Origin of the sequence: Streptococcus pyogenes, from assembly GCF_002055535.1 — a bacterium.
Classification (GTDB): Bacteria; Bacillota; Bacilli; order Lactobacillales; family Streptococcaceae; genus Streptococcus; species Streptococcus pyogenes.
In genome coordinates this window covers 830,542-854,950 of the sequence record NZ_LN831034.1, presented here as the reverse complement: position 1 = coordinate 854,950, position 24,409 = coordinate 830,542, and the positions used below count along the sequence as shown (strand labels likewise).

Genomic DNA, 24,409 nt, shown 5'->3' with positions numbered 1-24,409 from the left:
CTGCCCCCTTTATTGGTAAATTGCCGTCCAAGGAGGATTTAACATGACAAAAACAACCGCACAACGGAAAAAATCAATTTATATCAACGGCGCATTAGAAAAGATTTATGATGAGTGCAGCAACGCTTTGCGCAATCGTACTTTTAGCGGTCGCGTCATGGATATTGCAGAGCGTTACGATGCTCTGATGGGGCTAACAGAGATCCCAGAGTTGACACCACAGCAGCAAATGATTTTAGGCGAGGCTGTTCTCGGTGCTTTTATGGATCGCAATAAAATCAGATATTTGCACGATGCTATTGCCGACACAGAGATTGACGGCTGTCTGGATTTAGCCAAGATGGTTAGAGATTTAGATTACGCACAGCGCCTAAAATTAATAGAGTCGATTAATATTTGAGCGGCTAATATTGCTGCTTTTTTAGACACACAAAAAACCGCCCAGAAATTAATCTGAGCGGTTTTGTCTTATCTTGGAGCTTTACCTCCTTTTTTGCTACCGGCATATATGTCGGTTACACTAATTTACCCCAAAGACTGATAATGTTACCGTCTTTGTCAGTTATCCCAATAGCCATGTAGCTTCGCTTACCCGAGTCACCAACATAGCTAATCCAGTAGTAACCATTGGCGTAACCCTCACTATCAAAGCTAACGGTATCGCCTTGCTTGTAGATACCTACTACTTCGCTGGCAAGGCTTGGCCAGCGTCTGATATTGATTTCTGCGACATCAAGGGTAAAGGTGCCTGTTTTTGCTGTCTCTACGATGGTGTCAGAGGTTTGTGGCTCGGTGCTGACTGTTTGTGTAACTGCATCTCCTTGGTATGGCGGGTAAAACCACCCTATCACGCCTGTAAAATCGCGATTGTTAAAACGAGCTGGTGCACCGACATACAAAGCATCAGGATTGCCATCAATGTTTTGCTCGACAGTGCGCATAGTGTAACCGTCACTATCCTCGATAACAATTCCCGTATGTCCAAATTGATGGTATGGCACTGATTGAACAAAAAATGCTCCAGTGCGCGGATTTGCGTCCGTAGGCATGCGATGTACTTCCCAGCCTACGGCAGCAGCGCTATCTAGTAAGTCTATGGCATTTCCCCAGAGGTCAACACCAAACCAGTGCTTTGCTGCATAACAAGGCACATCTGCGCATTGCCAGCCCGCAAAACTATCTTTATCCACGCCAACTCCGGCGTTTGCTAAGTTAATAAAAAATTCAATGACTTCCCGACACTGAGAACTAATCATCTGCTCCTCCTTATTTTTTATAGCTTCGGCATCCCATTCCTGCAAGTTATTCTCCTCGATCAGTTGGATCAACAGATCCGCATAGCCACTCGCAGTCGCATAACCTGCATCTTTTATAGCATGACAAGCTTTTTTGTAGTCAGCCTCTCCAATAACTGCCTTATAGCGTGGATTATCGACTAAAAACTGGCCATGATCAGCGATAGAGTCCTCCCAACTGTCATAGGCCCTAAACCTGTCGACAATATCCGTCACAACTCCTGGTTGATACTCCTCTTGGGTTTTGGTGTTAAACGACTTACCGGTCCAAGATCTATCTGCCTTGATACCAAACAAAGCATTATGTGGTGCATGTTTACCACACCCGCTCTCAAGGATTGCTTGCGCTGCTGTCAAGGATGGCAAAATCTTATGAGTGTGCCACTCTGCGATAACTGCGCTTTTTATTTTATCTAAAAATGCCATCTATCATCCTCTCCTATAAAGGGAGCCAAAATCAAAGCAATCGCGGCCAGTGGAAAATATAGCACTATGATAGCTATGATGACGGCTAGTTGTGTGATTGCTTTTCTCATGCTACTCCTCTTCTATTTCTTTGGCTCGTGGTAAGTCAAGGCTTGTTCACTATCAGACAACCCTTTTGTGGTTGGGTCTGCGACAACACCAAGCAACACCAAAAGCGTTACAGCTGTGTTGGCAATATCCGCGATGTTTGATGGTAGTTTAATACCTAATTGCTGTGCCAGTAAAAAGATAGCTCCTAAAATAGCCATCAAGGTTACTTTGTTTTGTAGTCGTAATTTTAAATTAATCATGCTTCACCTCTCATAATATCTTTAAGTTCTCTTACCTCACGATTGAGGTTTTTAATTTGCTCTGTCATTGTGATGAGCGTTTTGTTTTGCTCATCATGCTCCTCAAGACGCCTAGCATTTTGACGAGTGACAATTTTTAAATGCTCAACCTCAGACTGCAACAATGTAATATCTGTCGCATGCTTGATAGATTTTGCATTAAAAATATTGTAAGTCGTGACGATAGCTAAAATAAAGCCACCAAGGCCAAAAATCAACTCTGTTGCCATAGCTTACCTCGCTAATCCTGCTTAACTAAGTCCGCATACTTAATGACTGTAACTTTATCCTCTTCCTCTAGCTCTTTAAGCGTCTGTTTGTCATAAGTAAATGGCTCGTTGACATGCACAAAGACTAGGTTACCTTCACCAGCCTCTCCGTCTTCCTCTTTAGTACTGTCGACCACCGTAAACACGTCATAAGCCTGATACTCACCTTGTTTGGCTGGCTCGATTAGCTCTAAAAGACCTTTATAGATATCAGGTTCAACTTTGCTTCCGCTTGTTAGTAGATGGATTGCTTGTAGATTAGCCATTTTTTGAGATTTTGCAATGACAAGCTCCAGAGATTTAGCTTGTTTTTCAGCGGCTTCTGCTGTTACCTTTGCTTGCTCCGCATTTTGCTCAATCTCTTTTTGTGCGAGGCTCAACTCTTCCACTTTTTGCACTGATTCTGCTACGGCGTATTTAGTCACATACTCGCGTACAAAAGCATCTAGTCCCTCTTTAATAAGGTCATCTGCTCCCTTAGCTGTCTGATCACCGATTAATTCAATGGGGATAAATAGCCCATTGTCACCGATTAAGCGAACCTCTGTTTTTACAACTTTACCGCCTTCATGAATTGGATAAGGTTTGCCTGATAGTGTTAATGTCTTCATAGTTATTCTCCTTTGCTTTCTTCAAATTCCTCTAAAATGTTATCGATGATAATGATTTCGTCTGAGGTAAACTCATCTTCCGATTCTGCCAAGTACTCCAAAAAGTCGATAAAACGCTTAGAATACTCATGGCCTTTGATAGTAATGTCCTCATTACCAAGTTCGGACAATAAGTCGTTGAGCTCATCAATCTTAGTCGGGTCTGCTAGCTTGATGTTTTTGCGCTCATCGATGACAAACTTGCCATCTTTGTCTTTTTGAGCATACAGATCAATAAGGTCACCCTCATCCTTGGCGTACTCTTTGATTTTATCGACTACTTTTGCGAGTAGCTTAGCACGTCCGCGGTTTGCTCGCATGTTCGTGACCTTGATTTTGTCTAGTACACTATATAATGTGTTTAAATCTTTGTTTTTAAGCGTTAAATCCATGTTTTCTCCTTTTAAATAATACCAATGTAATTACTCAACTCTCTAGTGACCGCATTTGTAAAATTGCTATGAGCAGTATTCCAGCCGACGTTAGCCAAGTGCCCCCAACAGCGGCCTAAGGCTACTACAGCCGCATACAAGTCGTTCATGTCGAGCACTTTTTCCATTTTGTCTGGTCTAAATTTAAATCCTCGATTGATGCTAAAGTCATCTGCAATCAAGACATTATCACCGTATAGCTCGGTTTGGTCGACTGCAGCAGTATGATTATATCCCGTAGCATACCTAAATGACCTTAGCCCTGCAAAACGTCCAGATGACGCACTGTTGACCCCATCACCAGATGAGGTGATACCAATAGAGGCATATAATGCCGAACCTGTATAACCTTTTGGTGTGGCATTACTAAAGTGTACAAAGGCAGTGTGGGTACCGTCTTTACGCACTAAAGCGTTATCTCGGCTGTTAAAGTTGATGGTCGCATTACTATTAAAATCCATCTTAGCCGAGCTAAGATCAATAAGCATAGCGCTATTGCGTGCCTTAATCACTTTACCCTCAAGCATGTCAACAATCGCATAGCCAATTTTAGCTTTGATAAAGTTAGCGTCTAAACCAACGATACTGCTGGCGTTTAGATTAATAATACGAGCTTTAGAGGCATCTAAAGTGCCTGCTATGATTTGGTCAGCTCTGATTTTGATAGCCTCTGCTATCTTTGTGGTAAAGGTGCCGTTGACAGTCGTATTGCCATCGAGAGCGATGTGTTTACCTGCGATTGTTACTCCGTAGGAGTTTAAGTTAATCGCTGAGATAATATCGCTGCCAGACATTTTACTTTGCGGGATTTTGTCTTTAATCGCAAGCATGATACTGTCACCAGATAGCCTCAAGAGGGACTGAATTTTTTCTAAGGTCACAGACTGATTTATCAAGCTTTTTAGCTGTGTAAAGTTAGAAGAGATAGTGTTATCCTGATTGGATATCCTGCGCTCATAACCCGCTACAGTCTCTTTTAAAGAGTTGTAATTGCCTTCTGCATCTTGCAAGCGCCTTTGATAACTGTTTAGGTCTTGCTGCACACGACTGACAGCGCCTTGCCTGTCTTTAATCTCTTGTAAGATTTGGCTAGCAGTTGCTTGTTGCGTTGATTGCAACCCACTAATTTTAGACTCCAGCTCTGTCCGCATGCCTTGATTTGAGCGAGTAAACTCAGCACGCAAACCCTTTAGCTTGTTTTCGTAGGCCTCGGTCGTGCCGCTAGATGTTGTTGTGATTTTAGCTGATAGCTGCTTAAGCTTATCATCATACTTTTGAGACAAGCCATGAGCACTTGCTTGTATCTCAGCTTGCAAATCTAACTTATCATCACGCATGGTGGCTTTTAAGCCCTCAATACCAGCTTGATAACTTGCGGATAAGCGCCTATCAGCATCTTGATACTCACGTCTGATACCATCAATGGTGTCATTGATGAGCGCTAGCTTTTGACCAGTCTCCTCACTAATGCGTGTAGCGATACCTTTGGCGGAGTTAATAATCTCAGTCTTAATCGTACCATCGTAGTACTCCTGCAACATGCCACGGTTAGTCAGCTTGATTTTTGACCAAAGTTTGGAGTTTTTAGTATCTGTCAGCTCTAAATTAATAGACTGTAGACCACTAAGCATCTCCTCAAGACTTTTAAACACACCTGTCGACTCACCGCTACCCTCAACAACCACAGGCGCCACATAGCCAGTCGCTTTATCCCCTCGCTCAATCATGAGCTGATTAAAATGCGCTGTGCCTAGACACTTGCTAGCTAGTCTGACTTTTGGGTTGTCGTTCTCTGCAGTAAATGTGTAATGCACACGTCCGTCCTTACCAATAACGAGATTTGACTCGTCTAATGTTAGTGTTGGATCTCTACTCATTTATCCTCCTTAATCTGTTTTTTGTATGAGTTTTTTTAACTCATCAAATTTTTTATCTACGTAATCTTTAGTCGCAGCATGTTTTCCAGATGTTGGATCTTTAACTGTTAGATTACCATCCACGATTGAATCTGCATATGAGTGAAAGCCGCCATCTGGATTTACATAAAATTTGTCTTTATTTTTATTTCTGATTCTGAGCATTTTACCAGTTGTGCCTGCGGACGAATTGATGAAAATGCCTTGGGCAGCAGTACCATTTCCACTGGCTCCCCGTTTTCCAACGATATCAATAGATAACGCTGCAGCGTTTTCATCGTATTTTGCGTCAACGTTTGGGTTTTCGTGTGTGATTTTGAGTGTTCCCAATGCTCTTTCGATGCCTCTAATTTGCATCGCACTACCGCCTTCATTAGCACTGGTTATATTAAGTGCTGAGGAAAAATTAGGTGTGCTTGGCTGGCGCATTACAATATTTACAGCATTAGTCTTACCGCTGTAATCCACAAATTGAGCTGACTGATCAAACGTATCTTTGTCAGAGCGTAAAATCATCAATGGTCCATCAGTAGTATCTTTATTTGTATACATCACCATAGCAGCACCTGCTGATTTAGACATATCAATGTTAATCGCTCCTCCTGTAGAAGATGAGTGCTTAATATGACTATTAGGTTTAAACTGTAGTTGTCCTGTCATTGTGCCGCCTGTCAAATTCATTTTTTTGTCTAGCTCTTTTTTTGACTCTGCTTTTAAGTAAACAGTGTCTTTGTCTGCTTTAATTGATTCTAATTTGGCGATTTTATTATCAGTTTCTTTTTTTTGTGCAAACGCATCTAGATCTGGTTTATTAAGGTACTTAAGCTTACTAAATCGGTTTTTACCATCACCAAACTTCGCATATCCTGTGTCGGTCTCAAGACCTATCTCACCCTCAAGTAAGATGACAGTACTGCGAGCCCATTCTTCGGCAGTCATCCGCTTAAATTGGACTCGCAGCGGTATAGTTTCTGTCATTGATTACCTCCATCTAAAATTATTTGTGGGCTGTCTGACCACTGCCCTGTTATCGCGGCATTATTGCCATCCACAACATCTTTATAGCTCATGTCCAGAGCTAATTCCCGCCCCTCCAACGCATTTAAATCTATTTGCTTAGATTTATACCAATCGCCAGTTAAAACAGCCGTATAGCTCAAAGGATAAACGCTGATAACTTCTTTATCCTTGGTTAGATTAAAGGTCTGCGGCTCCATTTTTGCTTTGGTTGGTGTCAGTACTAACTTAACTCCCTTGTTGTTAATTTGCGTCAATGTGATAGCTACTTTTTTGAGTAGCTCACACGTTTGACTAAAGCTAATCGTGTACGTCTCGCCACGCTTAAAACCACCGTCGTTGGCTTCTACTTCTATGTAATCCTCATCATAGGTTTTGGTGCGGTTAGGGTCGCCAACCAGCAAATTTTTGTTGTAGCGGGTCTTACCGTTGTTACCTAAAATTTCGGCGTTTAGACGGGACGTCTCGCTCGTTTCACTGACTTTGTTTTTGAGGTCATCAAAGCTTTGTTTAATCGATGGGATGTCCTCTACCTTGATAGCATCTGTGATTTTTTTGATGGCTTCTTCTGGCAACGCTAGGTTTTTTAGGGTTTTTCTAAATTCTTCAAGCTCTTTATCGGTGCGTTCATCAACTTCTTTGATTTGTTCTTTTAAGGTCTTGAATTGCAAGCCTTCTAGCTCAACCTTCTTTTTAAAGTTATCAAATTCAAGGTTAACTTTGCGCCAATTGTCTTCCATCTCCTTTTTGCCAGTCTCGATACGTTTCTCGATGTCCTGCAAAAACTCTTGGAAGGTCATCCCCAAGCCTGTGATGGTCTCTAAAGACTCATTTATCATGTTTTGGACAGCCTCTTTACGAGACCGTGACTCACGATTTTGGACAGTGCTGTAATCACCAAGTGTTACGACTGACCTGTTAAAATTAAGCTTGTCAATATCAATCTCATCAACTCGAGTTTCAAAACCTATTTTTACCTCGTCGTAGATAATGGCTACTGAGTCACCTTTCCACGTCTCTGGACCAATATCTAAGATTTCCGCTTTGTAGATTCTGATAGGGATTGACAAACGCTGCAATTCTTCCCAAGTGGCTTTTAAGAGTCCCGCCTTGTCCTCGATTTCTTCGTTGACAAAGACACCCCAACGATGCTTTAATTCGCCATTTTGAGACAAGCCGTATTCTTCCCTTGCACTATCTAGTGCTACAAAGTTTTGGCCAGCTGGTTTGTCTATCGGGTCTCCTTTTTCAACCGACCAGACAACATCAGTAAATTCAATCCTGCGTCCATAGCCTTGCCGCCTTTCTTCCTGTGGCAAGTGTCCCTCAACATCTTTAGGCTCAGCTTCCTCATGTTGGATTTCTTCGCCTTTTCCTCGACCAATCAGGCATGTCACAATATCGTCCGTTGACTCCTCGTAGACGACTTTAAGCAAGTTACTTCCATGCTCAAATTGCTTACCTGTAGGTTTCCCAAAGCGCTTTTTAAGGTCGATATAACGACTGGTTATTTTGTTTTGGACAAAGGTATATCTGACATTAAACTCACAGTTAAATGCTTCTACAACCTTAATCAGAGCTGCTCTTGGGCTGATGTAGTAATAACTAAGCGTTCTAACATTAGTTATTCCCTCAACTTTGCCAACCTGATAACCAGTGCCTTCTAGGGCGCCAGCAATGCAAGCATCTGCGGACGATTGCCTAAATCGCTTGTCTTTGATGATGGCAATGGTATCAAGATCACTCTCTGCTTTATCTAGGCCTTTGTAAAACTTGCTATCTTCTAGGTTGTAATCAATGACTTTAAAGAGCTTAAAGACCTCCTCTTTTAGGTTGGGGTCGTAGTTAAAAAAACCAAAGTAAACAAAAGGCTCAATGTCATAGTCAACTGGCACTTCAAAGCTAGCTTGATCCCAATCATTGTTTTTGACCTTAAAATGCCACGAGAGTAAGTCATCAGTGCCAACAGTAGCGACTAAGCGCTCCAGTTTATCAAAGAGATAAATCATAGATAAACCTCCCTAAACTCTGCGGTTATGGTGGCATTGGCACACTGTAATGTATTATTACCAGGTAATAGCTCAAAATACCTACTATTAACCATATCTAAATCGCCAAGGATATTGCGTCCGTTCTGGGTAATCTTACCCGTGGCCATATCAATCTTGATTTCGTCAGTGGTATAAGTACCAGTCAATCTGATATACTTCTGACTCTCGACATGTAGCAGATTAATTCCCTTAGTTGAAGACAATAGGTTGAGGGTGATAATAGGTTTAGTTTTTACTTGACCTTGGTAATTGATGATACCGCCTTGTAATAACTTAACGTCTTTAAATTTGTAAGGATCGTAACAGATAATTTCTATCTCAACCACTGCTTCGCAACGTTTTTCTTTGAGATCGGGGATTTTTTTTAATTGCCCTAAATAATAACAACCATCATCATCACTAAATTCAAATTTTGTAACTTTTGATTTGACTAGCAACGCATGTAGATTACTAGCTAACTGTCCAAAGCTACTAACGTCACTCGCCTTTAGATAGACTGTCCAAGTAAGCGGTAAGCTATCCTTGGTTTTTTGATGATAATAAGCACCATGTCTCCCTAAAACCTCTGTAACTTGATGATTGTATTCACCCGCATGCCTTCCCTCAATTTTGATTGTTTTAAAAGAGGCAGAGTCGCTTTTTAAAACATCTTCAAGCAACTGGCCATTGACTGTTGTTGTCAGCGGCAAAAACGTGACTTTGCCATTGACTATTTTTCTAAACATCTCTGCTCCTCTCTAAAAACTAGACGATTTTAAACGTAACGCTTCGTCTTTACGCTGTAACTCTGATATTTTATCTTTGAGTTGTACAAGAGTCATATTACCAAGCATCACGGTTAAATCAATGATCTGATCTTTATCTCCGTTGGCTTTTACAAGCTCTATGAGCTGTTTTAGTAAAGCTTCCACTTGACGATTATCAATAGAAATATTCGTTTGATTAATCGACTGATTAGCTGACGATAACTCTTTGATAAATCGAGATTCGGACGAAATCCCCACACCATGAGCATACTTAGGGATTCCCCTAGAACGCATCAAGTCCTTTGTCTTACTTGCTCGTAAAACCTTAGTACCTTTTGGCATATCAGGCAGAAAGACATTACGACCTTCTGGTATGAAAGATAGCCCATTTGGATAAACAACCAATTCACGATAAGTAGGTCCTTTTTGGTCATTGACCAAGGCAGGTCCCCCGCTGTGATAGTTTGTCCCGTTTTCCAATCCCACAAAGTTTTTGATGGCGTTTATTCCGATAGTGATTGTTCTAGGAATACCTGCTAAAGCTCCTAAAACTTGTGATACAACACCACCTGTATTATTTTGTGCATTGATATGTATAGGTCCATTTTGTTTAGGACTGTTAACAGCTCTATTTGCACTAGCGACTGGGGCTGCTGTGTTATCCATACCAAACATAGCTATTGGAGTACGTTGTTTTGGGCTATTAACAGAATTATTAGTTTGTGCCACTGATGGTCCAGTCTTATCAAGACCAAACATATCTATTGGCAATACCTGTTTAGGACTATTGACGCTTGCATGTGCTTGCGCCACACTTGGCCCTGTTTTATCCTCTGCTTCAATCGGACGTGGTGGCCCTGCCACAACGCTGTCAAGGTTTTGTTTTGCTGTAGATACTGGCAAAGGAGTCCCATCAATTGCCGTAATTTCTTTACTTACCACTGGAAGATTATTCCAGTTTTCTAGCATTTTTTTAGCAGTACCAGCTTTATTAACAAAATCTTCATTTTTAAGAGCAAGCTCTTTTTGTTTTGGTGTTAATTGATTCCAAATTTCCAGTAAGTTTTTACTTTCGTAAATTTTGGCCAGTCCCTCATCATTTGTAAAGACCAGTTTCTTCTCTTCTGGGGTCATTTTTTGCCAATCACCATTTGCGATCAATGCTTCTGCGATTTTGACTCTGGCATTTGACTCTAAGTTAGCATGCTTAAGCATAAACTTGAGCTGGTTCCAACCTTCCTCTGATTGAGAGGCTTTTATTACCTCATCAATAGCATTAGACTTAACCTGAGCTTTCTTCTCGTCAAAGGTTAGCGATGTCCACAGTGCATTAGCTTCCTTAGTCTCTTTAGACATATTTGCTGTTGATTTGGCTAACAAATCCAGATTAGTACCACCTTTTTTAGCAGCTGCATCCACCTTATTAGCCAGCTCATCATAAGATAGACCAACTTCTCGTAAGAATTTTTTAGCCCGTTGACTATTTTCCTGGATATTTGTTGTCCAGTCTTTTAGTCTAGCTTTTTGCCTAAAGTCACGAGCTTCAGCAGCTTGAGCATATTTTTCAGCTAAAGCATTCATGGTGGCTTCATGCTCATTTTTAAGAGTTTTCATTCGACCGTTATATTCTTCTTGGCTAATAGCCTCTTTATCAAGAGCTTCTTTGAGAAATTTAGCCTTAGAATCGTATAATTTTTTCTCTTCTGAGATAGCTTTTTCCAGGGCTATCATCGTTTTTTTGAGCTGAGTCTCATTTAATGTTGTCACATCATTGTTAAAGGCTTTCATCACTGATAAAGCCTGCTTATTAGATAGACCCATAAGCTCTAGTTTTGCCCTAACTAACTCTTTTTGAGCATTTTCAACAATAGTTTGTTCCTCAGCAGTCAATCGTTTAACGTTGCCATTATGACGATTATAGATAGTATTGATTTCATCAACCATCAATCTAGCATTCTCAACTACTCGATTATTATGCTCTTTACCTTTAGCTACCTGTTCAGCAGTAAGCCCTATCTTATTACCAAGCTCCTCCATTCGTTGGTTAGCTTTTGTTAACTCATTTTCTATATCTCCTAATAAGCCCTTGAAACTATCTTTTACCCTTTGGATGGCAGGAGAACCTATAGCATCAAATCTAATCATTGATTCTGTGCTCTCATCCACTTTATGTTTAAAGCTGTCCAAGGCTTGACGAGTAGTGCCGGTTAAAGTGGTTCCCCACTCCTCAGACTTCTCTCTAGCTTTATCTTTAGCATGATTTAAAGCTAGTAAGACACCTGTCAAAGCGACTGTCCCACCAATTAACAAACCAATTGGATTTGACAGTAGATTGATAGTTGATGTTAGACCGCCAAATTTTGTACTAGCCCCGCCAGCTGCTGTTCCTGATGCTTCAACTGCACTTTTAAGTGCTTTAACTGCTGCAACGCCTTTTCTAGCACCAGCAAGCTTACCAATCCATGCGACAAGTTTACCGACACCAGAACTTGTTTTACCGATTATGCGTAAAAATGGTGATGCTGCAGCAGTCCCTGCTACAAGATAAGCGATAAATCTCTTAGTCTCTGGGTTTGCATTTGAGTATGCTTTAGCTAGGTCTCCAATCGTTTTAAAGAGTGGCTCTAAAGCATTTAGTGCATTTGACGCAGCTTCCATCAGAGGACCACCGATCTCAATGGCAATGTCGTTGATTTTATTCTTAACAATTTTTAGTTTGCTTTGGAAAGTTTCATAGCGTTTGCTTGCTTCGTTTGTTAGTGCTGTGTTTTCTTTCCAGGCTATATTTGATACATCAATGGCTTTTCCGAGTGTTTCAGAAGCTAATCCAAGAGATTTAAGCATATTAGACTGACGGACACCGCTGAGCCCCAAGTCGTCTAAAACTTTTGTAGCGCTCTCTCCTTTTTTATCTAATTGTCCAAGACCTTTGATAAATTCCTGCAAAGCGACGATTGGTTTTTCTTTCCATGCCCTAGCAAAATCTTTTGATGACATATTGGCAATTTGAGCAAATTTTGTTAAATCTTCTCCACCATTAATGACAGCTGTCTCAATGGCTGATAGTGTTTGAGTCATGGCTGTACCACCAGCTTCTGCCTCGATACCGACGCTTGACATAGCAGTTGCCAACGCTAACATTTCTTGATTAGTTAAGCCGGCAAGTTTACCAGATGCGGCGATACGGTTTGTCATTGCAACAACATCTCTTTCAGTTGTCGCAAAGTTATTACCTAAGGCAACAACAGCACTACCAAATCTAGAGTATTCCTTTGACGTTAGTCCTGTAATGTTTACGATTTTCGCAATAGATGATGCAGCTTCTTCGGCACTTAGGTTAGTTGATTGCCCCATGTCGATCATGACACGAGTAAATCCTAAAACATCTTTTGTTTTGATACCTAATTGTCCAGCAGCCTCTGCAACAGCTGATATTTCCGTTGTTGATGCTGGAATTTCCTTAGCCATTTTTCGGATACCGTTTGATAGTCTCTCATAAGAGTATGTGACCCGCCCATTAGCATCCCTAACTTCATCCACAGTCTTTTTAACACCAGTAAAAGCCGTATCAAAGTCGCTAGCAGCTTTAATACTGAGTAAGGCTCCTGCTCCAAACCCTGCGCTAATCCATTTAGTTTTATCTGCGAGTGTTTGTAATTTCTGGCCCAAAACATCAATCTGCTTGCCGCTACGTTGTAGAAAACCAGTAAAGCCTGTCTGACCAGATGCTTCTTGAAACGCTTTTGAAACATTTCCTAGCTGAGCTTCTAGTTGAGCTAACTTTGCATTTTCTCGTTCAATTTGCACGGCTGCAGCTTCCCATTTAGCTGTTCCAGGATCCATTTTGTCGAAATTAGCTTTTAAATGAGTCAATACTTTTTTTTGAGCATTGATAGCTTGAGTTAGCGTCTTGTACTTCGCTTGTAAGAGTCCAACATTTTTGCCGTTATTTTTTAAAGTAGAATCTAGTGCTTTAGCCTCTGCTTTGAAGTAGTTAACAGCCCTTTTAGCACTCTGTAGTTTTGGATCAAATTTTGATGTATCAAGACCCAATTCGATAAACATACTGCCTAAAGGTGTTCCTGCTCCCATATATCTCCTTTCCCTAAAAATCAAAGGTCTCAAAACGAGACCTTATCCTAACTGTCCTATAAATTCCTCTAAAGTCATGATTTTTTCTTTTTTCTCTGATGCACTTAAAACAGCTAACAAATCTTGCCAATCTGTTTCCATGACATCCTTGACAGACATACCAAAATCAGAGCGGATAATGTCTTGAGTAAACTTATAGAATTTTGCTAAAGCCTCTTTCGGTTCTAGGCATTGTCCTTTGGGTCATCTGGCTCTCCACCAATCAATTTGACATACACATCTGCTAAAATACTGTTGAGCTCGTACATGTTAAGCTTGTCATACATCATATCAACTGTTAGACCATCAAATAGCCCAACGATAAATTCCAGCTGCCTGTCAAGTTTTGCATACTCTGGTGCGTCACTATCAGATAGCTCTTGTTGTAAAACAAGATAGTCTCGATAATCACGTACAGTTAAAGGTTTACATTCTTTAACTACTTTCTCGCCAGCATCATTTGTGATTTTAATTTCTAGGATTGCCATTTACTCTTCCTTTTTATTCTTTTTTTCACTAAATGCAGTTACTTCCTCAGTATTTAGATCAAGCCCAAAATCGTCAGCTGTAGAGCTGACTGGGCTTAGGATTTTTTTACTTTCATAAGTTTCTCTAACTGTTGAGCATTAGTTCCTTTACCTTCAGTTTCTTTATCAAATGCCCATCCAACATATTGACCCTTAGCTTCACCTTCATCGCCAGGTTGTGCTGTAAAGACGAGTTTTTGGCTGTCTAACCCTTCGTTTTTCTCTTCTTTGGATTTCCATTCGATGTCATCCATAGAGAATGTGCCTTTGAAAAATCCAAGGTAAGCTTGCTGTCCGCCTGTTGCTGGTGCTTCAAGTAATACAGATACTTCTGGTGACTCTGTGTCTTCACCAACAAAAGTCACACCTGTCGAAGATGAACCATCTTTATATCCTAAAATTTTCTTTAGAACATCAAATGGGATGTCGATTGCTTCCGTTTCCATTTTGACATCACCTACCCCACGTCGAGAGGTATAGTAGGCAATATCTGAACCAAATGTTTTGACGGGTTCTGATGCTAGTCCACTAATTTTAGCAACCTTAGTAGCACCTTTGTCTTTTGTTCCTTCGATGACAAAAGAGTTTGTTTTGCCATCAAGGATTGTGATTGTCATGCGTTTAAATCCTATTGCTTGCATGTATTTCTCCTTTAATAATCTTCGTAAATATCGCTAAAACCCCTAAAAGTTCTAGTATCTAAATATCTGCCAGTATCTCGATCAAACCTCTCAAAACCTGCATCATTTTGATAAAAACCAATCTTTTCCAGTTGTTTTTCAATACGACGTTGCAAGTCTTTGCATTCTAGTCTAGATGTGCTTTCAACCTCGATTTGGTAAAGAAATTTTTTTGATAAGGCTGTGTCAGAACCAAAAGTTGATTGTTTTGGCGGAGTTATCGGCAAAATGACAATGCTTGTCTGGTCGTCTAGCAGACTTTCTGGTCGTTCAAAAGATTTTATTTTGACTAATTTTAAAACATTGTCTGCTTTTAACAAGTCAAACACTTCTGCTAACATGTCTCTAACCATCGAAACCTCTTTTCAGCTTGTCACGGATACCTCTTGGATAAATAGTTTCCAAAATATCAGAGTAACGACGAATAACACCTACACCGCGCCTATTGTGTTTCCAACCGTATTCTAGCTCTTGAAGATGGACAATATTCCAGCGCGGAGTAGTGAAACCTAATTTAACTTTAGGGATACCATCTTCTCTTCTTACACCCGAAACAACTGCGCTCTCAGTGGTCTCTCCTGTACGCTTATAGATAGAGATGGCAGATTTAAAACTGGGTTCTAGTTCTTTGCCAATTTCTTTTAGCGACCGATTAACTACCCTGTTAACTTTCGCAGGGCCTAATTTCTTTTCCATATTCGCCAGAAGTTCTTCAACACCTTTTAAATTTGCAAATCCACTCATGCTAACCTCCAGCAACAATGATTAAAAATTTTCTGTCATTAAAATCCGGTCTGACATCTATAATCCCTAGCTTTCCTTTGATACGACTATCTACAATCTCTACAAAGTCAGAATTACTTGGGTGGTATTGATGTAGTGGATCACGTATTTTCAAAGTCATCTTTGCTTCTACCTTACGCATGTTAGCAATCTCAATGTCTTTACTACTGGGGTTATAGACTTCCCCTCGTGTTTTGTAGACTAAATCTAGCTTTGTGTCACGACCATCTAGGCTGTCATCTGTCGTAGAGGTATAAAATTTAATAGCTGTTTTCAGCTCGCCATTGCCAGTCTTTATTTTTTTGATGCTTTTACCGTTAATCATGGGATAACTCCTCGTCGTCGTTATATTTATTAATTAGATACAGCGTTTCGATTTCATCCGCATAATTTTTTTGGAATTCGTCTAAGGCGTCATAGTAAACATACCTGGCACGCTCAAAAGCTAGCTCAAGTAATTCTTCGCTAGCTTCTTTTGCGCCAGTTAGATTAGCAACAACTTTGATGCTAGCAGAGAGCATAGATGACAAATTTTTGTCTTCTTCTTCGTCACTATCAAAAACTCTCATCCTTGTTTTAAAGGCAGCTAAATATTTCTCAGTGGCTTCCTGCGCATCAATAGCCATTATTCTTCCTCGCCTTTCTTAGCTTTAGTTGCCTTCACTTCTTCATAAAAATCAGCAGGCACACTTGCTGAAAGCTCATCAAAACGAGTCTTTGAGACCTCGAAAACTTCGCCAACTTGTCGAATGATATTTTCTTTGTGATCTCCAAATGGTTTTAAAACCCTTAACTTCATGTGTTACCTCCTAGCCACCAGCAAGTGTTAGCAATGCAGCAGTGTGATTGTCTTTAGCCTTTCCATAGAAATAATTTTTAGTGAGATATAGCTGCAAATCTTCCATAGCAAATGTTTGATCATACTCTTCGATTGTTGATGCGGTTGCCATAAACGCATCATAACGATTTGCGACAAAAGCAATCACTTTTCCTGTCTCTACTGCAAGAGATTCAAGGATTGTGATACCATGCGGCAAAACAGTGACATACTCTCCAAATTGATTGCGTGACGTAAACTTTGCTTCAAGTGTCCAGCGATCCTCTGGATTCAAAAGTAGTTTAACTTGCCCAGCAATTTTTAAGGGATGTTTTTTATCATTAACGGATAAGTGCTTCATTACCGGTACTAAAAGCTCTACGGCTGTGTCTGGATCTAAATCAGATAAATCTGCGATTGCTTTCTTGTCTTCTTTATAGGTTGTAATATCACGACCTGTTGATTGATCCACGGTTGGTTGAGATAAATCTTTGACAAGGCCTACCGGTTGCAACAAACCATTCCCTTTGACAATGGCAAGTTCTAATGCTACAGCGATAGCTTCTTTCAATTGCTCTGTGATAAATTGTTTGATCCATTTAGGGCCAAATTTAAGAGCATCCTTAGGAATAACCACAAATGCTGTAAGTTTGAATTGACTAAAGTCTTGTTCTTTAAAGGCTTGTTTCAATTGACCTTTAATTTCTCCGAAAATATCACCCCAAACAGCAGTACCAGAAGTTTCTGCGGTAAGAGCTTTTAGACGCAGACTAGTGTTTTTAAAGTTGATAACTTTTAATAGTGGATGCTCAGCAACTAAATCATCAAACACTTGGACCATTGTTTCTTCTGGTAAAAGTTTAAATTTATCTTTTCCGCCAACATTTTTATCAATGTCGTTAAAAAACTTGATTTCTTCTGCTGTTAATTCACGGTTTTTGTCTCGCAAATCAAACATGCGTTCCATTTCTTCTTCGTTTTTGGCGAGAATTTCATCACCCATCGTGGTAAAGGCAGCTTCAAATAGCTTTTCTTGTTCTTCTGGTGTTGCCCCTGCTGAGATTTTTGCGCTCAGTTCGGCAACAGCTTCGCGGTATTTTGGTAATTCTTTTAAGTTAATTGCCATGTGTTCTCCTTAATGTCTAAAAAATAAATTTTGCAAATGGGGATGAGGCTTTTTCTTTAAGCTCAGTCACCGCATCGCCTATAACTTCTGTTAATTCATCAGCGTCAATAGATACTTTAAGCTCTGATACTGGTCGATTTTTATAATCGTTAATCATTGGCTCAACAATAGCTTTGACACGAGCTTCAAAGTCATCATTTTGCTGATTGGTTTGAGCTTTTTCGTGAGCTACCATGTTTTTAAATTCCTCGATTTTATCCTTAGGAACTATATCAATACCAGCTACAAGCGATGGCATCTCATTGTATAAAATGTCATCAATAAGACCAATCTCTTTAGCACTATTTGCTGTAAACCATGTTTCCGCATCTAGTAACTCTCTAATTTCTGCTTCTTGTTTCCCTGTTTTTCTGGCATACATTCCAGCTAGAGAGATACTCGCATTTTCGACGACTTCGCTATCATGTTTTAATTGCCTATAATCTCCATAACTTCCCCAAGAAGCGTTATGGATCATAATTTGAGCCATTGGTGATGCTTTGATAACATCACCAGCTAGCATGATAATGCTAGCGATGCTTGCAGCTAGACCTGTAATGACAATTTCGACTTTTCCAGGGTAATCTTTTAAAGCAGAGTATATTTCACTGCCTACAAAAACTTCTCCGCCACCGGAATTTAGTCGGACTTGGATGTCTTCTCCAGCCGCACTATCTAAAAAATCATGTACTTGTTTAGCGGTAATACAAGGTTTTTCCCACCAATCGTAGTACCACTTGTCCCCCTCGCTGACGACTGGGCCATTAAGTTTCAACTTCTTCATCTACTTCACCCCCTCTCTCCAGAACAGATTCATAGTTCTTGGTCATATAAAGAACTTTTCCTAAGCCGTCTGGTAACTCAGGAAGACCAATTTCCTCTCTGACCTCATCAATAAAGACAAATCCAGAGGAAATCAGCTTATCTGCTTGGTTAGACACCGAAAATAAATCATAGTTTTTTAATCCAGTTACTTTGATAAAACACCCTTCAAGTGTTTCGGACTTGTCGAAAATAGCACATTCTAAGCCATCTACAATATTTGTCACTATCGACTCAATAGGACCTTCAAGTAGTAACTCATAGTTTTTTTGATTGTCAGCTATATCTCCATGCAATAAAGAGATTGGAATACCAAGCATTTCTGCAAACTCTGCCATGTATTGATCTTTTAGTTTTTTGATGTCATCTACATAGGATTTAACAGCCCCTGTGTTTTTTGAACCGTATTCTTCGTAGTTAGTGTTAGCAGTAACTGGGATTCCAACAACAGACTCTGTTCTAATTTTTTCGATAGTGCGTTTGAAAAAATCTTTGTCTGATTTAGGCTGTCTCCCACCGTCACTATTTTCCTGAGCACGTTCCCTCACTTTATCTTTAGGCGGTATCATGGTAAAGCGTATTTGATTGGCTATTTTCTGGTTATTAATGACATGACCAAGCAATTCCCCATACTCTTCCCAAAGTGACTCGACTTTTGACATTAAATCGCTATTATCATTTTTTAAATAAATGACTTGATCAAAAGTAAATGTCTTTTCGTAGGTTTGTCCCTGAACTCGTGACACTTTAAATTGACTTCCAGATAGTTTTTTATCCTGTGTAAAACTATCTGCCACGTAAATGCCCTTGCCTGGTATGACAAAAATTAATGTTTCTCCATCAACTAAAAGCTTCTGGATTACTTCAACCCAAAACTGGGATGCCGATTGGTTAGGATTCGCTTTGGTGTTAATCCAATACAACCAATCTTTTTGATTTTCGGTTAATTTTTCTGGAGTTTTTAACCTAAACGTTGACTTAGAAATTATCCTTGCTAAATAATTGACACATTTGTAGAGAGCATCTTCTTTTAAGACGACATTTATTAATTTTTCTGATGTCGTACTTCCTGAGTCATCGTCTGACAGTGTTCCAGATTTTTTGAAGGAAAAGAAGTCTAAAATCCCCATTTAACAACCTTTCTAGGTGCTATTTAAATGCGTTTATATGATTATTTACCCACAAAAACATTTGAAATTGCCTTAAAATGGCTATCTCAGCACCGTTTTATAAGTTTAATTTACATGTTTTTGCTTCCCTTTTTGGCGGACTTTTTGAGTTATAAAAAAACACCTAAAAAGGTGCTTTTATTAATACCATTCCATAACATCATCATAAAAGTCAGCATCACTAGAAACTTCTAAAGTATCTGCTCGATACATAGCATATTCAAATGCTTTGAAACCATCAGTCTTACGTCTTGTGTCTTCTTTTTTGACGTACTCAACATTACCATCACCTTTTAAGCGACGCAAAACATTGTGTGTGTACCAGCGCATCATATCGTTATGGCCAAAAACAACTTTATGATTAGCAAATGCTGTTTCAATTCTTGGTGCTAATAAGCTATCAATAGCTCTAGGATTTCTAACAATTTCTATTTGATAACCTGGTGGGGCAGTAAACGTATTTTTTGACAAGACCTCAAAACCTTCTCTCTCAAATAACGGTTTTAAAATTTCCATGCGGAAGTTATCTGACACGATACGTTGTAAATCATACCCTTCTTCGTCTCTCATTTTTACAAACCAATCAACAATATATTGGGGATTGATACTTGCTTCATCAATAACCGTTAATAGTCCTTCTTGTTCCCATTTCTTGATAGGGGCAAATTGTCTCTTACCATTAATTGAGTCTTTGCGCTTAGAGTAACCATAATAAGTGTCAACAAATTCCTTACGAACAAATGAATGACTCAGCCAAACATAGTCGTCCCCATTTTTAAATAATAGACCAACAGCAGCGAAGTCACGAATAGCAGCATAGTCTAAACCGCCAATACAAGCTTCACCTCTCATATCTGGCAACTCTCGTTTGGTTGCTACAAGCTCCTCATGACTCGCAACACTTCTTTCAACGTCCATGACTGGGAAGTCCATGCGCTTTGTCATAAACTCTTCACGGTTTGACGGATCTTCAATCATTTCTTCGTATTGCTCGCAAACCATGTCAAACAGCTCTTGAGCATAGTCGCTCATCGGCTGATGGAACATTGGATTAGCCTTTTGCCATTTTTCCTTATCATCCACTTCATGCTCTTCATCAATTTTGCAGATAAAAGGAAACATCGAGTTCCATCTAGCAGCACCACTCAACACTTTTTTAGCTTTATCCTTCATCGAGTCGATAAAGCCCTCTCGGACATAGCCATCAGTGCCAATATAAAACTCTCGAGCGTTTTTTACTTTACCAAGACCAGACTTGTGGACACGAACATCTTTGTTAGACTCGTATTGATGTATCTCATCAAAAACAACCATACCATCACGTAAACCATCTTTAGTATTCCCGTTAGACGTCCTAAAGCGCATCACACTATTAGTATGTATTGATTTGATTTCGCTTTTAGTATTGTAGTAAATTTCTTTTAGTTTTGGATGGCTCTCAACTGTGTTGTAAATTTCGTCAAAACTGGTTTTTGCTTGGTCCTCGCTATTAGCTACCAAAGAGACATTATAGTTCTTTATTCCATGGAATGGACTCAATAAGTAAGCTATAATGCCAGATATTAAACCATTCTTACCACCACCACGACCCATCATAATCAGTATTTTTTTATAGACGTTTCGATTAGTTTCTGAGTACCTTAAAAATACAAAAGAGATGATAAATTTTTGGAAATTTTCCAGTTTAAAGAACCATTTTTCAATAAAATTGATGCAATTTGTTATGTTTTTTTCATCAAAAAATATCTCTTTTTTCTCTATTCTAGGTACAATTTCTCGATAAATGTAAGTGACTAAATCTTTTCGCTCTTGATTAAAAATGACTCTGCCTTTTTCAAAATCATCGATGTAATCTTGGACATATCCAATCAATCAAGGTACCTCCTAAAGAAAATCTGAGGGGTCCGCAAAATTGGTATTATTTTGTTCATTTTTAATCTCTTCTTTTTTCTTCTGGAAAAATTCCCCAAGCTTTATGAGCTGTTGATTTATCTTGGTTTTTTCCCCTATTGCAGAATTTGCTTTCAAGAAACTTTGAGCACCATTTTTCACTAGAATCATATACCCATTTTCTTTGAGGGACTGGTCTAACTTTCGATAAATTTTCACAAGGTTCAAGTACCTTTCGACAATTTCAACTTCGAAGGAACTATCCTGATCAACGAGCCCCAAAAGCTCTTTTTTTAATTCAGAGATTTTCATTTTTTATCACTATCCCCCCCTCCCTCTAAATATGTGCGCAAAAAACACATTTTTGGTCAAATGACCCTCCCACCGGTTCCACGGCAGCAAAATTGAGTCGATTTTTTTCGACCGGGGGGTGTCCTTTCATTTTTTATTTTCATTACCATTCAAAAGTCTCATCATCCCAGCGGTTTTCCTTCTTTTGATAGCGTCCATGACGCCTGTTATGACAGTTTTTGCATAGAGTCCTAAGGTTGGCTAAGTCTAAGGCTAGCTCTGGATAGTCCTTAACCTCTTTGATGTGATCAACTTCGAGGTTTGTTGTTGTCCTCTTGCCATTCTGCCTGCACCAAACACACTCTCTCTTATCTCTGATGATTGCAATCTCTCTGAGCTTCCTCCACTCTGTCTTGTGGTAGAAGGTGCGATACATAGACTCTTTGCTTGTCGTATCAATCTTAATCATTGGCAATTACCTTTTCGTAATGTTGTCTGTTAAGCTCAACAAACCAATCTCTGACCTTTTGTTGTGTCTGTGTCTCAGCATAGTTGAGGTACTTAGCACCAGCTCCTGTCATATTTAGTATGCGATGAACATAGACATCTTTGATTAGCTGCATCATGTTGCTATCTGTATGGTTTATCATGTAACTTATTGCTGACAGCCAGGCAAAGTAAATACGACAGTCAATATCATTAAACCTATCAAGACCTGTCTCTTCCTCTTTCTCCTCTAGCATCTGTAGCAATATGGAATTTAGTGGATTGCCTTGAGACTTTTTGTAGTATCTTTGTAGCCACATAATGTGATGGCTAAACTCTTTTTCAATTTTTGTTTTTCGCATTACATTCCCTAGCCATAAATAATAATTATTTTTTAAAACATGGATAATCATGTTCCTTTTTAAATTGATTGTGATACTCTAGCCATTCATACGGCACCAAACTTCCTTTGTTAAAACTCTGATACCATTTCCAAGCCCACTCAATTCCCTTGTGGATGCTTTTGGGTCTTACTTCGCAATATTTGTTAGCGATAAACATTATCATTCCTTTTGGCGCTATTTTGTACATAACAATCCACCTTTACTTGTTTAGCAATCTATTGATTTCGTGGATTGACTCTTTAACTAATATTTCCTCTGTTGCTTGGGAATACTTAAAAACAACGGAAACACAAGTGACTAATCCACTTTTCAAATTTTTGTTTTCGAAAACTTGGATGATGTTTTCAACTGGTATTAGAGTTATATGTTCTGGTAGTGTAAATGCTTTGTTTCCTACGACTGATGTTATTTCTTGTTCTTCTACTGTCAACTTAATAAATTTCATTTTGCACCTCCATTTTAAAATTCTTATATTAATTTAAACGATTGAGACAACTTACAAAGCGACATATCTAAACCTGGATTATCGTAGTATTCAAGTGATACTTTGCGCTCTACTAACTCATCGATTGACTGAACATTCTTTGTATGCCAGTTAAGGTTAATAGATACTAGGCCTGCTCTGCTATTTTTAAGATTAATTCCGTTTAGTATTACTTCAGGGATAGATTCATCTTCTCTAAAAATAATTACCAGCTCTTTTATTGGTTTGGTTATATTGTTCCTCGAATGTGATTTACCGTATGGATAACGATTAGGTTTCATTTATTTTTCCTCTCTCAATGTCACATATCTTATATATTGTTAATTTCCTGAAAAGCTATCAAATCAATGATGATTACTAAGCTAAGCATCCAATTCCTGAAAAGGTAATGCAACATTTTTTCATTTTGTGTTATTAAATAAAACTAAAAAAATATTACAGGCTGAAATCAGCCACAGCATCATCTATTTTTTCTTGGTTTATGCCAATGTATCTTAAAGTAATATCTGGTGAAGAATGATTAAACATCTCCATCAGCATCGCTATATCTTGGGTCTTTTGATACATGTGATAACCAAACGACTTTCTCATGCTATGCGTACCTATATGATGTATGCCAAATTGCTTAGCAGCTTGATTGAGTATCTTCCAAGCTTGCTCTCTGCTTATTGGTTGCTTCTGACCTTCTTTTCCTGGTTCTGTACACTTTTTGCGACTTTCAAATAGATAATCCCAAGGCTTTAGTTCTTTCTCTTTAATATACTTGTCTATCTCTCGTCTTAACGTCTTATTGATAGGAAACTGCTTCTGCTTACCTGTTTTTTGTTCTATTATGTCTATATGATTGCTAGCTGTGACATGCTTTACTTTTAGCGGTAGGATATCACCTATCCTCAATCCAGTATTTAATCCAAAAAGTAGTAGCAAAAAGTTCCTTGGATTCCAATCTTTTAAATAATCCTTCATCATATCAATCTGATCAGTATCTCTGATTGGTTGTACTATCTTCACACTTTATCACCTCCTAAAAAGTAAAAAGACAAGAACATTTGCTCTTGTCTCCTTTAGAAATAATGATATTCAAATCGTTCCAACAGTTTCTTGCTTCTGATATTCAATATTTCACGCTATCATAATAACTTCTTTTTTGTGGCACTACAATATGCTTTTAGTGCCAACCTTTCAATTTAGCGTAAATTTTTAAAATTGCTTTACGCTTGCGGTAGATTGATGACTTACTACAATTGATGTAAAACATGACTTCCTCCCAACTATATTGATGATTAAGCCAATGTAAAGAAAATATTTCTTTCTGCTCATTATCCATTTCCTCAATAAGTTTTTGGACAGTCTCTTTAAAAATATCCATGTTGCGTAAAATCAGGTCATCACTCCACTTCTCAACTATCATATCTGGATGATTGAGAAGACCGTTTGTGCGATAAGTTATAAAGTTAATGCCATCTTTGGACATCAATTCCATCTGTCTTGTTGCAATAGATTTGTCAATATCTTTGAATTGCATCAACTCCTTATCGAGTAAATCGTAATCTTTTTTGGATAGTTTCAT

General features: G+C 39.0%; 29 protein-coding genes. 1 reads left to right on the top strand and 28 read right to left on the bottom strand.

The annotated features are described in order from the left end of the window. Positions 1-43 precede the first annotated feature (43 nt). Positions 44-400, top strand: a complete 357-nt coding sequence (locus B6D67_RS04550) for a hypothetical protein (RefSeq protein WP_011054446.1) — start codon at positions 44-46, stop codon at positions 398-400. A 115-nt stretch (positions 401-515) separates the two neighbouring features. On the opposite strand, the gene B6D67_RS04545 is transcribed toward B6D67_RS04550, so the two are convergent. The 28 genes from B6D67_RS04545 to B6D67_RS04410 all read right to left on the bottom strand — a co-directional run bounded on the left by B6D67_RS04545 (position 516) and on the right by B6D67_RS04410 (position 24,409). After that, entirely contained in the window at positions 516-1,721 is a 1,206-nt protein-coding gene (locus tag B6D67_RS04545; protein WP_029714018.1) for a glucosaminidase domain-containing protein, read from the bottom strand. Between the two features lie 122 nt (positions 1,722-1,843). Continuing rightward, entirely contained in the window at positions 1,844-2,071 is a 228-nt protein-coding gene (locus B6D67_RS04540) for a phage holin (protein ID WP_029714020.1), read from the bottom strand. Beyond that, positions 2,068-2,340 (bottom strand): DUF7365 family protein, encoded by a 273-nt coding sequence (locus B6D67_RS04535; RefSeq protein WP_011017397.1) that lies wholly within the window; start codon positions 2,338-2,340, stop codon positions 2,068-2,070. The genes B6D67_RS04540 and B6D67_RS04535 overlap by 4 nt, the downstream gene beginning before the upstream one ends. An 11-nt stretch (positions 2,341-2,351) precedes the next feature. Then, positions 2,352-2,990: a hypothetical protein gene (locus B6D67_RS04530; protein ID WP_046735270.1), complete on the bottom strand. Its 639-nt coding sequence runs from the start codon at positions 2,988-2,990 to the stop codon at positions 2,352-2,354. A gap of 2 nt (positions 2,991-2,992) precedes the next feature. Next, the gene (locus B6D67_RS04525) at positions 2,993-3,421 is read right to left on the bottom strand and encodes a DUF1617 family protein (RefSeq protein WP_002988448.1); all 429 of its coding nucleotides are present in this window, start codon (positions 3,419-3,421) and stop codon (positions 2,993-2,995) included. Positions 3,422-3,432: 11 nt separating this feature from the next. Then, positions 3,433-5,337: a gp58-like family protein gene (locus B6D67_RS04520; protein WP_011017395.1), complete on the bottom strand. Its 1,905-nt coding sequence runs from the start codon at positions 5,335-5,337 to the stop codon at positions 3,433-3,435. Positions 5,338-5,346: 9 nt separating this feature from the next. Further along, positions 5,347-6,354, bottom strand: a complete 1,008-nt coding sequence (locus tag B6D67_RS04515) for a hyaluronate lyase N-terminal domain-containing protein (protein ID WP_011017394.1) — start codon at positions 6,352-6,354, stop codon at positions 5,347-5,349. Beyond that, entirely contained in the window at positions 6,351-8,402 is a 2,052-nt protein-coding gene (locus B6D67_RS04510; protein WP_029713950.1) for a phage tail spike protein, read from the bottom strand. The genes B6D67_RS04515 and B6D67_RS04510 overlap by 4 nt, the downstream gene beginning before the upstream one ends. After that, entirely contained in the window at positions 8,399-9,169 is a 771-nt protein-coding gene (locus B6D67_RS04505) for a distal tail protein Dit (protein WP_029713951.1), read from the bottom strand. Before B6D67_RS04505 ends, B6D67_RS04510 begins: the two co-directional genes overlap by 4 nt. 12 nt (positions 9,170-9,181) lie before the next feature. Continuing rightward, positions 9,182-13,282: a phage tail tape measure protein gene (locus tag B6D67_RS04500; RefSeq protein ID WP_029713952.1), complete on the bottom strand. Its 4,101-nt coding sequence runs from the start codon at positions 13,280-13,282 to the stop codon at positions 9,182-9,184. 224 nt (positions 13,283-13,506) lie between these two features. Continuing rightward, positions 13,507-13,809: a phage tail assembly chaperone G gene (gene gpG, locus B6D67_RS04495; protein ID WP_029713954.1), complete on the bottom strand. Its 303-nt coding sequence runs from the start codon at positions 13,807-13,809 to the stop codon at positions 13,507-13,509. Positions 13,810-13,904: 95 nt separating this feature from the next. Beyond that, the gene (locus B6D67_RS04490; protein ID WP_029713955.1) at positions 13,905-14,489 is read right to left on the bottom strand and encodes a major tail protein; all 585 of its coding nucleotides are present in this window, start codon (positions 14,487-14,489) and stop codon (positions 13,905-13,907) included. An 11-nt stretch (positions 14,490-14,500) separates the two neighbouring features. Further along, on the bottom strand, positions 14,501-14,881 hold the full coding sequence (locus tag B6D67_RS04485; protein ID WP_029713956.1) for a hypothetical protein: 381 nt from the start codon (positions 14,879-14,881) through the stop codon (positions 14,501-14,503). Beyond that, positions 14,874-15,272, bottom strand: a complete 399-nt coding sequence (locus B6D67_RS04480) for an HK97 gp10 family phage protein (protein ID WP_011017387.1) — start codon at positions 15,270-15,272, stop codon at positions 14,874-14,876. The genes B6D67_RS04485 and B6D67_RS04480 overlap by 8 nt, the downstream gene beginning before the upstream one ends. 1 nt (position 15,273) lies before the next feature. Continuing rightward, positions 15,274-15,636: a hypothetical protein gene (locus tag B6D67_RS04475; RefSeq protein ID WP_029713957.1), complete on the bottom strand. Its 363-nt coding sequence runs from the start codon at positions 15,634-15,636 to the stop codon at positions 15,274-15,276. Next, positions 15,629-15,937, bottom strand: coding sequence for a hypothetical protein (locus B6D67_RS04470; RefSeq protein ID WP_029713958.1), 309 nt, complete (start codon positions 15,935-15,937; stop codon positions 15,629-15,631). The genes B6D67_RS04475 and B6D67_RS04470 overlap by 8 nt, the downstream gene beginning before the upstream one ends. Then, positions 15,937-16,110 (bottom strand): hypothetical protein, encoded by a 174-nt coding sequence (locus tag B6D67_RS10225; protein ID WP_164875336.1) that lies wholly within the window; start codon positions 16,108-16,110, stop codon positions 15,937-15,939. Before B6D67_RS10225 ends, B6D67_RS04470 begins: the two co-directional genes overlap by 1 nt. 10 nt (positions 16,111-16,120) lie before the next feature. Further along, a complete protein-coding gene (locus B6D67_RS04465) occupies positions 16,121-17,254 on the bottom strand; it encodes a phage major capsid protein (protein WP_029713959.1) in 1,134 nt (377 codons plus the stop codon). Positions 17,255-17,270: 16 nt separating this feature from the next. Then, positions 17,271-18,077, bottom strand: coding sequence for a head maturation protease, ClpP-related (locus B6D67_RS04460; RefSeq protein ID WP_029713960.1), 807 nt, complete (start codon positions 18,075-18,077; stop codon positions 17,271-17,273). Further along, the gene (locus B6D67_RS04455; RefSeq protein ID WP_027970293.1) at positions 18,058-19,245 is read right to left on the bottom strand and encodes a phage portal protein; all 1,188 of its coding nucleotides are present in this window, start codon (positions 19,243-19,245) and stop codon (positions 18,058-18,060) included. The genes B6D67_RS04460 and B6D67_RS04455 overlap by 20 nt, the downstream gene beginning before the upstream one ends. 180 nt (positions 19,246-19,425) lie before the next feature. After that, positions 19,426-21,156, bottom strand: coding sequence for a terminase large subunit domain-containing protein (locus B6D67_RS04450; protein ID WP_029713961.1), 1,731 nt, complete (start codon positions 21,154-21,156; stop codon positions 19,426-19,428). Positions 21,157-21,168: 12 nt separating this feature from the next. Beyond that, on the bottom strand, positions 21,169-21,486 hold the full coding sequence (locus B6D67_RS04445) for a P27 family phage terminase small subunit (protein WP_029713962.1): 318 nt from the start codon (positions 21,484-21,486) through the stop codon (positions 21,169-21,171). A 142-nt stretch (positions 21,487-21,628) separates the two neighbouring features. Further along, the gene (locus B6D67_RS04440; RefSeq protein ID WP_029713963.1) at positions 21,629-21,934 is read right to left on the bottom strand and encodes an HNH endonuclease; all 306 of its coding nucleotides are present in this window, start codon (positions 21,932-21,934) and stop codon (positions 21,629-21,631) included. Continuing rightward, entirely contained in the window at positions 21,927-22,313 is a 387-nt protein-coding gene (locus tag B6D67_RS04435) for a hypothetical protein (RefSeq protein ID WP_029713964.1), read from the bottom strand. The genes B6D67_RS04440 and B6D67_RS04435 overlap by 8 nt, the downstream gene beginning before the upstream one ends. A 241-nt stretch (positions 22,314-22,554) precedes the next feature. Further along, positions 22,555-22,800: a hypothetical protein gene (locus tag B6D67_RS04425; protein WP_029713966.1), complete on the bottom strand. Its 246-nt coding sequence runs from the start codon at positions 22,798-22,800 to the stop codon at positions 22,555-22,557. 23 nt (positions 22,801-22,823) lie between these two features. After that, positions 22,824-23,120, bottom strand: coding sequence for a hypothetical protein (locus tag B6D67_RS04420; RefSeq protein WP_029713967.1), 297 nt, complete (start codon positions 23,118-23,120; stop codon positions 22,824-22,826). Positions 23,121-23,274: 154 nt separating this feature from the next. Next, positions 23,275-23,850 carry a site-specific integrase gene (locus tag B6D67_RS04415; protein ID WP_029713968.1) on the bottom strand — a complete coding sequence of 192 codons (576 nt, stop codon included), beginning with the start codon at positions 23,848-23,850 and terminating at the stop codon, positions 23,275-23,277. Positions 23,851-24,007: 157 nt separating this feature from the next. Beyond that, a complete protein-coding gene (locus B6D67_RS04410; RefSeq protein WP_027970299.1) occupies positions 24,008-24,409 on the bottom strand; it encodes a hypothetical protein in 402 nt (133 codons plus the stop codon).

What these genes read in the sequence shown, in the direction of transcription:
- B6D67_RS04550 (WP_011054446.1), top strand. Translation starts at nt 44, where the DNA reads ATGACAAAAACAACCGCACAACGGAAAAAATCAATTTATATCAACGGC.
- B6D67_RS04545 (WP_029714018.1), bottom strand. Translation starts at nt 1,721, where the DNA reads ATGGCATTTTTAGATAAAATAAAAAGCGCAGTTATCGCAGAGTGGCAC.
- B6D67_RS04540 (WP_029714020.1), bottom strand. Translation starts at nt 2,071, where the DNA reads ATGATTAATTTAAAATTACGACTACAAAACAAAGTAACCTTGATGGCT.
- B6D67_RS04535 (WP_011017397.1), bottom strand. Translation starts at nt 2,340, where the DNA reads ATGGCAACAGAGTTGATTTTTGGCCTTGGTGGCTTTATTTTAGCTATC.
- B6D67_RS04530 (WP_046735270.1), bottom strand. Translation starts at nt 2,990, where the DNA reads ATGAAGACATTAACACTATCAGGCAAACCTTATCCAATTCATGAAGGC.
- B6D67_RS04525 (WP_002988448.1), bottom strand. Translation starts at nt 3,421, where the DNA reads ATGGATTTAACGCTTAAAAACAAAGATTTAAACACATTATATAGTGTA.
- B6D67_RS04520 (WP_011017395.1), bottom strand. Translation starts at nt 5,337, where the DNA reads ATGAGTAGAGATCCAACACTAACATTAGACGAGTCAAATCTCGTTATT.
- B6D67_RS04515 (WP_011017394.1), bottom strand. Translation starts at nt 6,354, where the DNA reads ATGACAGAAACTATACCGCTGCGAGTCCAATTTAAGCGGATGACTGCC.
- B6D67_RS04510 (WP_029713950.1), bottom strand. Translation starts at nt 8,402, where the DNA reads ATGATTTATCTCTTTGATAAACTGGAGCGCTTAGTCGCTACTGTTGGC.
- B6D67_RS04505 (WP_029713951.1), bottom strand. Translation starts at nt 9,169, where the DNA reads ATGTTTAGAAAAATAGTCAATGGCAAAGTCACGTTTTTGCCGCTGACA.
- B6D67_RS04500 (WP_029713952.1), bottom strand. Translation starts at nt 13,282, where the DNA reads ATGGGAGCAGGAACACCTTTAGGCAGTATGTTTATCGAATTGGGTCTT.
- gpG (WP_029713954.1), bottom strand. Translation starts at nt 13,809, where the DNA reads ATGGCAATCCTAGAAATTAAAATCACAAATGATGCTGGCGAGAAAGTA.
- B6D67_RS04490 (WP_029713955.1), bottom strand. Translation starts at nt 14,489, where the DNA reads ATGCAAGCAATAGGATTTAAACGCATGACAATCACAATCCTTGATGGC.
- B6D67_RS04485 (WP_029713956.1), bottom strand. Translation starts at nt 14,881, where the DNA reads ATGGTTAGAGACATGTTAGCAGAAGTGTTTGACTTGTTAAAAGCAGAC.
- B6D67_RS04480 (WP_011017387.1), bottom strand. Translation starts at nt 15,272, where the DNA reads ATGAGTGGATTTGCAAATTTAAAAGGTGTTGAAGAACTTCTGGCGAAT.
- B6D67_RS04475 (WP_029713957.1), bottom strand. Translation starts at nt 15,636, where the DNA reads ATGATTAACGGTAAAAGCATCAAAAAAATAAAGACTGGCAATGGCGAG.
- B6D67_RS04470 (WP_029713958.1), bottom strand. Translation starts at nt 15,937, where the DNA reads ATGGCTATTGATGCGCAGGAAGCCACTGAGAAATATTTAGCTGCCTTT.
- B6D67_RS10225 (WP_164875336.1), bottom strand. Translation starts at nt 16,110, where the DNA reads ATGAAGTTAAGGGTTTTAAAACCATTTGGAGATCACAAAGAAAATATC.
- B6D67_RS04465 (WP_029713959.1), bottom strand. Translation starts at nt 17,254, where the DNA reads ATGGCAATTAACTTAAAAGAATTACCAAAATACCGCGAAGCTGTTGCC.
- B6D67_RS04460 (WP_029713960.1), bottom strand. Translation starts at nt 18,077, where the DNA reads ATGAAGAAGTTGAAACTTAATGGCCCAGTCGTCAGCGAGGGGGACAAG.
- B6D67_RS04455 (WP_027970293.1), bottom strand. Translation starts at nt 19,245, where the DNA reads ATGGGGATTTTAGACTTCTTTTCCTTCAAAAAATCTGGAACACTGTCA.
- B6D67_RS04445 (WP_029713962.1), bottom strand. Translation starts at nt 21,486, where the DNA reads ATGAAAATCTCTGAATTAAAAAAAGAGCTTTTGGGGCTCGTTGATCAG.
- B6D67_RS04440 (WP_029713963.1), bottom strand. Translation starts at nt 21,934, where the DNA reads ATGATTAAGATTGATACGACAAGCAAAGAGTCTATGTATCGCACCTTC.
- B6D67_RS04435 (WP_029713964.1), bottom strand. Translation starts at nt 22,313, where the DNA reads ATGCGAAAAACAAAAATTGAAAAAGAGTTTAGCCATCACATTATGTGG.
- B6D67_RS04425 (WP_029713966.1), bottom strand. Translation starts at nt 22,800, where the DNA reads ATGAAATTTATTAAGTTGACAGTAGAAGAACAAGAAATAACATCAGTC.
- B6D67_RS04420 (WP_029713967.1), bottom strand. Translation starts at nt 23,120, where the DNA reads ATGAAACCTAATCGTTATCCATACGGTAAATCACATTCGAGGAACAAT.
- B6D67_RS04410 (WP_027970299.1), bottom strand. Translation starts at nt 24,409, where the DNA reads ATGAAACTATCCAAAAAAGATTACGATTTACTCGATAAGGAGTTGATG.